The organism is Streptomyces rimosus, assembly GCF_008704655.1.
GTDB lineage: Bacteria > Actinomycetota > Actinomycetes > Streptomycetales > Streptomycetaceae > Streptomyces > Streptomyces rimosus.
Genome location: NZ_CP023688.1, coordinates 1619807 through 1630616 on the forward strand (window position 1 = coordinate 1619807; position 10810 = coordinate 1630616).

Consider the following 10810-nt stretch of genomic DNA (forward strand, 5'->3'; position numbering starts at 1 on the left):
GCGGCCCGGCGGGCACCGCTTTCGCGGGCACCCGCCGGTACCGACCGTACGCGCTTTTCCACCGCGGCCGGTTGGACGGTGCGGAGTCCGTCCAACCGGTCGCTTTCCTCACTTGGACACGGCCCGGTCGCCTGTCACACGGTTTCGACGACGTTCCGCTCGGCCCGCTGGGCGAAATCCGCCCAGATATCCGCACACTCACGGGCCAGTTGGGCGATGATGCCGCTGCAGTGCGGAGGAATGTTTGCCATGATGTCGTCCCACTCCTCCGCGCTGATCGTGTGAATGCTCAGCAGCCGCAGCAGCGTGCGCCCCGTCTCGCTGAACCGCAGGGCCGGGTCGACCTTCAGGCGGCGTACCACCACCGTCCGGTCCTGCGCCGGCAGCCGGGCGGGGACCGCAGCGGCGTCGCCGTCGCGGGGGCCGCTGTGCCCGGTGGGCTCCTGCTCCCGGGACGTACGGGCCGGCCGGCCCCGCCCCTTGAGCAGCGGCTCCTCGCCCCGGCGCAGCCGGTTGCGTACATCGCGCGCCGTCTCGGGCGAGATCCCGGACGCCCGCGCGATCTGCCGCAGCGACAGACCGGGGTTCTCGGCGATGAGGTTGCCGGCGAGCCGGCGGCCCTCGGCGCCGTTCAGCGGCCGGAAGCGGCCGTCCTGGCCGATCCTGCCGCGCCCCGCCGCGGCGGCGCCGGACACCCGGCGGCGGATCTCCGCGACGGTGCCCGGTGCGATCCCGGTGACCGAGGCGATCATCCGGTCCGACCACAACGGGTGGCTGCGGATGATGCGTTCGGCCGCGCTCTTGCGGTCCGCCATGGACAGCGGAAGGCCGTGCGTGATGTTCGATTCGACGGCGAGGACGAAGGCGTCGGCCTCGTCGCCGTCGAAGAATCTCACCGCGATCTTGTCGTCACCGCGGCGTTGTGCTGCTCGTAATCGGTGCACTCCGTCGATCACCCGCATCGTCGCGCGGTGCGCGATGATGGGCGGCAGCGGCGCCTGTGCCACCGCCAGCATCTCGACGTGCTCCGTATCTTCCCCGGATATGCGCGGAGAGCCGGCCACCGACAGTGAATCGATCTCCACTTCGACGACCGTCTGCATATCCACGTGCGCCTGCCCAGGTTCCACTCCAGGCTCCTCGCGTTGTGATTCCCCCGTGCGCAAGCTCGCGCTGGCGCACCCTAACGACTTACGGCAGGCCCGTGCATCGGCGATGTCCGCCGGAGAGAGACATCACCGGGCCGTTCAGGCGTAGAACCCACCCCCGCTTCTCTTCCTTCTTCTGCAACTCCCGGCGGGGGAGGAGGGTTCCCGCACCGCAGGATCGCAGGAAACTCGCGACGCGAAGCGGAACACATATGCAAACAAACCATCTTCCCCCATACAGATACATACTCTAACAGTGCCTTTATCTACGGGGCACCCCTACCTGACGTAGCTGAACCTGCAATGTCGCATTCCGCGCGGCATCGGGAACGGCGCATTCCCGAAGATCCCTCGCCGCCGAAAAGATATGTGCATTCGCCACCTGGGTCATTCGCTCCGCTTGGGGCGCGGGGCACCCGCGACCCGCCCCTCCCGCCCGCGCTCCGTGCGGACCCAGCCGCCCGCGCCCCGCTCCGCCGCCCTGGACGCCGGCGCCGCGTACGACCACCCGTGACGGCGCATCATCTTGCGCACCCCCTGGATCGTGTACGTGACGTGGAAGCGGCGCGCGATCACCGTCTGGATGCGCTCCAGCGTCCACCGCCGGTCCGGCCAGCCGTAAGCCGCGGGCCCCCTGGCGAGTTCCGCCTCCAGCTGGCGGAACTGGGCCGGGCTCAGCCGCGGCCGGGACGCCGGCCCCTTCGAGCCCAGGGCCCGCGCCCCCTCGCTCCGCCAGGATTTGCGCCACCGCTGCACCGACCGCACGCTCACCCGCAGATCCCTGGCGATCACCGCGTTGCTCTCGCCCCGCGCGAACCGCTCGACCGCCTGCAGCCGCAGCCGTTCGCGGAACTCCCGCCGCTCGGCGGTCAGTCCGCCGCCCTGTGCGTATCGCATCTCTCCGACATACCGCAAGATTCGCGATGCGTCAGCCTTGCCCGACATCACCGGTTCAGCGCCGGTACCCCTATCGCGGTCTGCCCGGTGCACCGGGGAACACCCGTCCCCCGGCGCCCCACCCGTCCGGCCGCACGTGCGGAAATTGGCCTGTACCAAGCGGCCGGACGGTGGGTCGTGTGCGCTTTCGTCCGAGCGCCCGTCGGGGTACCCCTACCGACGGCGTACGCCCGGCCGGCGCCGGAGCCCCAGCGCGCCGTCCGCACCTCCGCGCGCCCCGCACCCTCGAAGCGCTCGAAACGGCAGCCGCGTCAGGAGGCGGCGATCCCCGCCGGGGTCCGCGGCACCGGCTGTGTGAGCGAACGGCCCATCAGCGGCGACAGGACGGTGGCCGTCTTGGCGATCTCCTGCATGTCGGCGTCGAGCAGCGCCTGGTCGCCGTCGCACAGCGCCGCCTCCGGCGCCGGGTGCACATCGATCATCACGCCGTCCGCACCCACCGCCAGCGCGGCGCGCATCAGCGGCAGCACCAGCTCGCGCCGGCCGCCCGAGTGCGACGGGTCCACGATCACCGGCAGGTGCGACAGCCGCTGGACCACCGGCACCGCGCTGATGTCCAGCGTGTTGCGGGTACGCGTCTCGAACGTGCGGATACCGCGCTCGCACAGCACGATGTCCAGGTTCCCGCGCTGCGCGATGTACTCGGCGGCCATCAGCCACTCGTCGATGGTCGCGCCGAACCCGCGCTTGAGCAGCACCGGCCGGCCCGCCGAGCCCACCGCCTGCAGCAGCGCGAAGTTCTGCATGTTACGGGTGCCGATCTGGAGCATGTCCGCGTAGGAGGCGACCAGTTCGACGCTGCCGGGATCGATGACCTCGGTGACCACCGGAAGCCCGGTCTCCTCGCGTACGTCGGCGAGGATGCGCAGCCCTGCCTCGCCCAGCCCCTGGTAGGCGTACGGCGAGGTCCGCGGCTTGTACGCGCCGCCGCGCAGCAGCGAGGCCCCCGCGGCACGGGCCATCCGCGCCGCGGTGAGCGTCTGCTCCGGCGACTCGACGGCACACGGTCCCGCGATCACGGACAGGGTGTCGGGCCCGATCGGCACACCGCCGACCCGGACGACCGACCGGGCGGGGTGGTGCTCCCGGCTGACGAGCTTGTGCGGCACGGAGATCCGTACGACGTCCAGGACCCCCTTGCGGCTGCGCAGGTTGAGCGCCTCGAACTCGTCCACGTCCCCGACGAGCCCGACGATCGTACGGGTCACCCCCCGGCTGACGAAGGCATCACCGCCCGCCGCGCGCACCAGGCCGACGACGGCGTCGACATCCTCCTGCGTGGCCCCCGGGGCCATCACCACCACCATGAGGGTTCCTCCCGTTGAGTGGGCCGGCACCGGCCGGCCGGATGTGGTTGCGAGAAACCGGCGCACGCCCGCACCGCCGTGCGCCGGTCCGTCTGCTGGAGCTCCCCGGGACCGTCCGGCCGCACCGCGGCGCCCGTGCGCGAACCCCCGCCGCGCCGCCGCGATGCACGACAACTGCGGCTGTTTTCAAGGGAGTTCGCGGTATGTGGTATTGCGGTCAATCATTCCATAGGTGGGGGGCGGGGTGTCCAACCGCGCAACGCCGGGGCCGGGCCGATCGTGGGTGCGTACCGGCTGGGGCGAAGGGCGGGCCCGTACCGGCCGAGGGCGCGCCCTCAACAACCGGAGAAGGGGCCCCGCCCTCCTCTTCCGGCTAACCGGCCCGCAGACAGTCACGCGATAAGCCGTCGCCGCACCCGGCAGCCCCGGTCCCCTCCTCGGCGTCCAGGTTCAGCCGGGTCGCCAGGTCCGTACGGCGCTGCACGCCCAGCTTCCGGTAGGCCCGGGTCAGGTGCTGCTCCACCGTACTGATCGTGATGAACAGCGCCCCGGCTATCTGCCGGTTGGTGTACCCGCGCGCCGCGAGCGCCGCGACGCGCAGTTCCGCGCCGCTCAGCCCGGTGGCCGAACGCCCCGCCCCGGGCCGCTCGGGCCGCTCGGGCGGGCAGGCGCTCGCCGCGCCGACCGGCGACGCCTTCAGGACGGGCGCCTTGATGCCGCACTCCCGCATCAGCTGCTGCGCCTTGCGCGCCGCCACCCGGGCCCGGCCGTCCTCGTTCCTGTCCCAGTAGCTGTACGACAGTTCCGCCATCGCGTACGCCAGCTCCAGCCGGTGGCCGCTGCGCTGGAGGATGTCCAGGGCCTCGGCGAGGAGCCGCGGGCGGTCCGCGCGCTCGGCCAGCGCCGCCAGCACCCGCAGCGCGACCCCGCGCGTCCACGGCGGCCGGGGGCCGGGACGGGTCAGTTCCTCCTCCAGGAGGGACCGGGCGCGGCGGTCGTCCCCCAGCGAGACGTACACCTGCGCGGCGTCGGAGCGCCACGGCACCAGCGCGGACAGGTCGAGACGCCAGCGCGCCATCAGGTCCCCGCACCGGTGGAAGTCCTCCAGCGCGGCGTACGGGCGGCCCGCGGCGAAGTGGTAATGGCCGCGCGCCCAGAGGTACAGCAGCCCGCCGGGCGTCCGGAACGCCGCGTCGGGCACGGGAATCCTCAGGTGCGCCGCGGCCTCGTCCAGCCGCCCCATGGCAGCCTTCGCATACAGGAGCGCGGCAACCGGAGCCGCGACGGCCGCTCCCCACCCTTCGGGCGGGACGACGGTCAGCGCGGTGTGCGCCGACTCCTCCGCCGCGGCCAGCTCGCCGAGTCTGATCTCGGTGTACGCCTTGGCCGTGGCGAACAGCGACTGCCACATCGGCGCCCGCCGCTCACGCGCCTCCGCCAGCAGGATGTCGCACCACCGGGAAGCCTCCGGCAGCCCGTCGGCGACGATGAGGGCCACCAGGGCCGCCAGCCCCGCCGCCGGGGTCCGGTCCTCCGGCCGGGTCTCCTGGAGAATCCGTTCCGCACGGACGACCGCGTCCCCGGCCGCACCCTGGTCCAGTACGGAAGCCATCAGGGCGAGGGCCCGCTGCTGCGTACCGCACTCGGCCACCAGACCCGCGATCCGGCCACCGGCCCCCACGCCTCCGTACGGCCCCGGGGCCACCGCGGCCCCGCACCGGGCCGCCACCCCGGGGTACCCATAGGCGAACCAGAGCCGGGCCGACTCCACCACCTGCCGCTCCCCCGCCCCACCAACTCCCCACCGCCCAGGGGCCACAGCCCCCTCCGCAACCTCCCCCAGCTCCTCCTTCTCCTCCAGCCCCTCCCTCTCCCCCAACCCCTCCACCACCCGAAGCACCTCCAGCGCCTCATCCGCCCTGCCGAACCACAGCAGATGGCCGATCAGCGCCTTCATGTCCCGGGGAGTCAGGCGCCCGGCCAGCGCGGCGTCGGTGAGGGCGGGCAGGTACCGTACGGCGGCGGACGGATCCACCCGCCACCCGGCCCGTACCAGCGCGATCCGCACCCTGAGCACCTGCCGCTCGTCCGCGCAACTGTCCCGGGCCACGCGCAGGCAGTCCAGCGCCCGCCCCACTTCGTTACGAGCCAGTGCCGCCTCGGCCGCCTCCAGGAGGGCGGGCAGCACCCAGGGGGCGTCCACGTTCTCCGCGGCAACCAGATGGCGGGCCAGTACGGTCGACGACGCCCCGTACTCGTACAGGACCCGGGCGACGCGGGCCTCCAGGCGCGGCGAGCGCGGCGGCTCCACCCGGCGCAGCACCGCCGTCCGCCCCGCCTCGTGACGGAACCGGCCGGCGGCCAGCAGCCCCATGTCGTGCAGGGCGCGCAGGCTGCGTTCGCCCGCCGCGCGCGGGACCCCGAGCAGCTCTGCGGGCTCGGCCCGTTCGCCGCGCGGCCCGAGCACCGCCAGCACCCAGGCCGTGCTGCGGGTGAGGCGATCACTGCGGTTCAGGCACAGCGCGACGGCGCGTTCGTACGCCTCGCCGGGCACCAACTCGGCACCTCCGGCGCGGTCCGCGTCCGCGTAATCGTCCAGCAGCGCCCGCATCAGCAGCGGACTGCCACCGCTCAGCCGGTGGAATTCCGATACGGGCGGCGCCGAACGCCGCCCTTTCCGCCCGTCGGCCAGCATGGCGGCGATACCGTCCCGCGGCAGCGCACCGACATGCAGAAAACGGCATACCGGCCGCCGCAGCAATTCCCGCCGCGTACGACTGTCGTCCCACTCCGAACCGCTGCTTTCCCCGAGAACCACCAGAATCCTGCTGACATCCAGCCGTCGCACGACATGCAGCAGACATTCCACGGAATAGGCGTCGGCCAGATGCACGTCATCGACGCACACCACCACCGGCCGTTTCCTGGCCCGGGCGAAGAGGATTCCGCACAGCCGCGGAAACACGTCCGCGACCACCTCCGCGGGAACGGCGCCGTCGGCGCCCCGCACCGGCACGCCGCCCGCGACCGGCGACGTCAGCGGCCACACCGCCGGCTCCCCGTCCGCGCCGGGCGACCCGGCGGTCCGCAGCAGCTGCCCCACCACGCGCAGCGGCACGTCCTTGTCCGCCGCGGTCGCCGTGGCCTGCAACCACACCGCACCGGCCGGCGCCGCCCGCTCCCGGAACGCGCGCAGCAGCGCCGTCTTCCCGCCGCCCACCGCACCGCTGACCAACGCCGCCCCACCACGCCCGGCCGCACAGGCATCGAGCATGCCCTCCAGGACGGAGAGCTCCGTGTCCCGTTCCACCAACTTCATGAGCCGGCTTCACCCCCGTATCCGGACTCCCGCTGTTCAGTAGGACGGATATCCAGCCGCGACCGGCCCCTCGGCTCCAACGGCCACAGAAAATGCACCCGGCCGTCATTCCCCGGCCCCGGAACAGTCATCCCCCGCGTCCGCACCCGGCGACGACCCGCCCCGCCCTAACACGTCCCTTATTCCACCAACATTACCCCGCCACCACCCCCAGCAGTGAAACAATTTGAGGAGTCCACCATTCCCTTGGCCACCCACCGCACAACCTCCCCCATCACCCTTACGGCGCGTAACCATAATCACCATCCAGAGCCCCAAACGCACCCCACAGCAACACCCCAATCCCCCACACTCCACCACTCACCACGCCACCTCAGCCCCCGCGAGCATCGACGGTCCCGGCTCACCCCTGCCGCACCGAGGGCGTCCCGCACAGCAGGAGGTGACCATGCCGGAGTGGAGGGAACTCAAGCGCACGTGCGTCGAGGCACCCGGCGCGGACGCGGTGGGAGCTGGGATACGAGACTGGCCGTGCCCTTACTGCCGGACGTGTGGGTTCGCCGTAGCGCGGAGGGGACAAGGTGGATCTCCGGCGGGCCCTTCCGTACGCTCGCGCCAAAAAGCAAAAAACCCCTGATGAACAGGGGTCTCAGCTGGTGTCCGAGGGGGGACTTGAACCCCCACGCCCGATAAAGGGCACTAGCACCTCAAGCTAGCGCGTCTGCCATTCCGCCACCCGGACTAGGTGTGGTCTTCGCGGGGCGTTCCCCGCGGCGACATGGACAACAATACCAAGGTTTCGGAGTGGGTTTCACCTGCGTATCCGGGCGGGACATAAGGGCGACTTATGCCCTGGTCGGCGGTGGGGCGGATGGGCTCCGGGCCAAGCGGAGGGCCACGGGAGCGGCCGGCCCGCCGCGTCGGACCGTGGCTTGAACGATGCGGTACGCCCTGGACAGCTTCGGTCCGATGCGGGATAACGCTCCATACAGTATTCGTCGACTGTATGCGATTTGCGATCACCGTGCCGTGCCACGGCAGCACCGGGCCTCCACGAGCAGTCACCCCCACGAAGGGACGCGATGCCCCATGCCCGACGACACCCCGAACCCCGACACCCCCATCTCCGGCGGCCACCTCGTCGCCAAAGCCCTCAAAGCGGAGGGCGTGGACGTGATCTACACCCTCTGCGGCGGTCACATCATCGACATCTACGACGGCTGCGTCGACGAGGGCATCGACGTGGTGGACGTGCGGCACGAGCAGGTTGCCGCGCATGCCGCGGATGCCCATGCGCGGATCACCGGGCGGCCGGGGTGTGCGGTGGTCACCGCGGGGCCCGGGACGACGGACGCCGTGACCGGGGTGGCCAATGCCTTACGGGCCGAGTCGCCGATGCTGCTGATCGGCGGGCAGGGGGCGCTCGGTCAGCACAAGATGGGGTCTCTTCAGGACCTGCCGCATGTCGAGATGATGACGCCGGTCACGAAGTTCGCGGCGACCGTGCCGGACACCGCGCGCGTCGCCGACATGGTCTCGATGGCGTTCCGGGAGTGCTTCCACGGGGCTCCCGGGCCGTCCTTCCTGGAGATCCCCCGGGACGTGCTGGACGCGAAGGTGCCGCGCGGTACGGCGCGGGTTCCCCGGGCGGGGCACTACCGCGCCTCGACGCGTTCGGCGGGTGATCCGGACGCCGTCGAGCGGCTGGCCGAGCTGCTCGTACGGTCCGAGAAGCCGGCCGTTCTGCTCGGCGGACAGGTGTGGACGACGCGCGGTACGGACGCGGCGGCCGCTCTCGTACGGGACCTGAACCTGCCCGCCTACATGAACGGCGCGGGCCGCGGCTCGCTGCCGCCCGGTGATCCGCACCACTTCCAGCTGTCCCGCCGGCACGCCTTCACGCACGCCGATCTGATCGTGGTCGTCGGGACGCCGTTCGACTTCCGGATGGGGTACGGGAAGCGGCTTTCGCCGGCCGCGACCGTGGTGCAGATCGATCTGGACTACCGCACGGTCGGCCGGAACCGGGATGTCGACCTGGGGATCGTGGGCGACGCGGGGCTGGTGCTGGCCGCCGCCGCGCAGGCCGCGTCGGGGCGGCTGGACACCGGGGCGGCCCGGCGCAAGGAGTGGATCGAGGAGCTGCGGGCCGTCGAGGAGGCCGCGGTGGCGAAGCGGCTGCCGCTGCTGCGCTCGGACGCGGCGCCCATCCACCCGTACCGCCTGGTCGCCGAGATCGACGACTTCCTGACCGAGGACTCGGTCTTCATCGGGGACGGCGGCGACATCGTCACCTTCTCGGGGCAGGTGGTGCGGCCGAAGGCGCCGGGGCACTGGATGGACCCGGGGCCACTGGGCACGCTCGGCGTCGGTGTGCCGTTCGTGCTGGCGGCGAAGCGGGCCCAGCCGGACAAGGAGGTCGTGGCGCTCTTCGGGGACGGCGCGTTCTCGCTGACGGGGTGGGACTTCGAGACGCTGGTCCGCTTCGGCCTGCCGTTCGTGGGGATCGTCGGCAACAACTCCTCGATGAACCAGATCCGGTACGGGCAGCGCGCGAAGTACGGCGAGGCGCGGGAGCGGATCGGCAACACGCTGGGCGATGTGCCGTACGACGCCTTCGCGCGGATGCTCGGCGGGTACGGCGAGGAGGTCCGCGACCCCGCGCAGATCCGGCCGGCGCTGGAGCGCGCCCGGCGCTCCGGCCTGCCCTCGCTGATCAACGTCTGGGTGGACCCGGACGCGTACGCCCCCGGAACCGTCAACCAGACCATGTACAAGTGAGGAGTCGCTGATGGGCACCGCTCACGAGGACGGTCCCGGCGCCAAGGCCCTGACCGGGGTCCGGGTGCTGGACATGACACATGTGCAGTCCGGCCCGTCCGCCACCCAGCTGCTCGCCTGGCTCGGCGCGGACGTGGTCAAGCTGGAGGCGGTCACCGGCGATGTCACCCGCGGTCAGCTGCGCGACATCCCGGACGTGGACTCGCTCTACTTCACGATGCTCAACTGCAACAAGCGCAGCATCACCCTGAACACGAAGACCGAGCGGGGCAAGGAGCTGCTGAGCGAGCTGATCCGGCGCTCGGACGTCCTGGTGGAGAACTTCGGGCCGGGCGCCGTGGACCGGATGGGCTTCCCGTGGGAGCGCGTCCGGGAGATCAATCCGCGCCTGGTGTACGCGTCGATCAAGGGCTTCGGCGAGGGCCCGTACACGCGGTTCAAGGCGTACGAGGTCGTCGCGCAGGCCATGGGCGGGGCGATGTCGACCACCGGGTTCGCGGACGGGCCGCCGCTGGCGACCGGTGCGCAGATCGGCGATTCGGGGACCGGCGTGCACTGCGTCGCCGGCATCCTCGCCGCCCTCTACCAGCGCGAACGCACCGGGCGCGGGCAGCGCGTCCAGGTCGCGATGCAGCACGCGGTGCTGAATCTGTGCCGCGTCAAACTGCGCGACCAGCAGCGCCTGGAGCGCGGTCCGCTGCCGGAGTACCCCAACGACGGCTTCGGGGACACGGTGCCGCGCAGCGGCAACGCGAGCGGCGGCGGGCAGCCCGGCTGGGCGGTGCGGTGCGCGCCCGGCGGCCCCAACGACTACGTATATGTGATCGTGCAGCCGGCGGGCTGGCGGCCGCTCGCGGAGCTGATCGGGCGGCCCGAGCTGGCCGAGGACCCCGAGTGGGCGACGCCGGCCGCGCGGCTGCCGAAGCTGGCGAAGATGTTCCAGCTCATCGAGGAGTGGAGCAGCACGCTGCCCAAGTGGGAGGTGCTGGACCGGCTGACCGCGCACGCCATCCCGTGCGGCCCGGTGCTGTCCACCAAGGAGCTCGTCGAGGACGCGTCGCTGGCCGCGGACGGCATGGTCGTGCGGGTCCGGCATCCGCAGCGCGGCACGTTCACCACCGTCGGATCGCCGCTGAAGCTGTCCGACTCCCCCGTCGAGATCGACCGCTCGCCGCTGCTCGGCGAGCACAACGAGGAGGTGTACGGGGGCGAACTGGGGCTCGGCGCGGAGGAATTGCGGCTGCTCAGGGAGGACGGGGTCATCTGATGGACCGGTTGACGGGTGGACAGGAGCGTCT

Annotated in this window: 5 protein-coding genes, 1 tRNA gene and 1 pseudogene; 2 read left to right on the forward strand and 5 right to left on the reverse strand. The window is 71.9% G+C overall.

The features are described 5' to 3' along the window. Positions 1-134: 134 nt before the first annotated feature. The 5 genes and pseudogenes from CP984_RS06530 to CP984_RS06550 form a co-directional block, all read right to left on the reverse strand. Positions 135-1130, reverse strand: a complete 996-nt coding sequence (locus CP984_RS06530) for a ParB/RepB/Spo0J family partition protein (RefSeq protein ID WP_030180450.1) — start codon at positions 1128-1130, stop codon at positions 135-137. A 465-nt stretch (positions 1131-1595) separates the two neighbouring features. Further along, a pseudogene (locus tag CP984_RS06535) lies at positions 1596-2045 on the reverse strand (winged helix-turn-helix domain-containing protein); the annotation flags it as partial. Positions 2046-2356: 311 nt separating this feature from the next. Beyond that, positions 2357-3412, reverse strand: coding sequence for a 3-deoxy-7-phosphoheptulonate synthase (aroF, locus tag CP984_RS06540; RefSeq protein WP_003986822.1), 1056 nt, complete (start codon positions 3410-3412; stop codon positions 2357-2359). Between the two features lie 373 nt (positions 3413-3785). Continuing rightward, positions 3786-6731, reverse strand: coding sequence for a helix-turn-helix transcriptional regulator (locus tag CP984_RS42605; RefSeq protein ID WP_032922831.1), 2946 nt, complete (start codon positions 6729-6731; stop codon positions 3786-3788). Between the two features lie 654 nt (positions 6732-7385). Next, positions 7386-7473: transfer RNA gene (locus tag CP984_RS06550), tRNA-Leu, on the reverse strand. A 347-nt stretch (positions 7474-7820) separates the two neighbouring features. On the opposite strand from CP984_RS06550, the gene CP984_RS06555 reads away from it, so the two are divergent. Next, positions 7821-9512, forward strand: coding sequence for a thiamine pyrophosphate-binding protein (locus tag CP984_RS06555; RefSeq protein ID WP_030185197.1), 1692 nt, complete (start codon positions 7821-7823; stop codon positions 9510-9512). A gap of 10 nt (positions 9513-9522) precedes the next feature. Beyond that, a complete protein-coding gene (gene frc / locus CP984_RS06560; protein ID WP_003985983.1) occupies positions 9523-10779 on the forward strand; it encodes a formyl-CoA transferase in 1257 nt (418 codons plus the stop codon). The last annotated feature ends 31 nt before the right edge of the window (positions 10780-10810 follow it).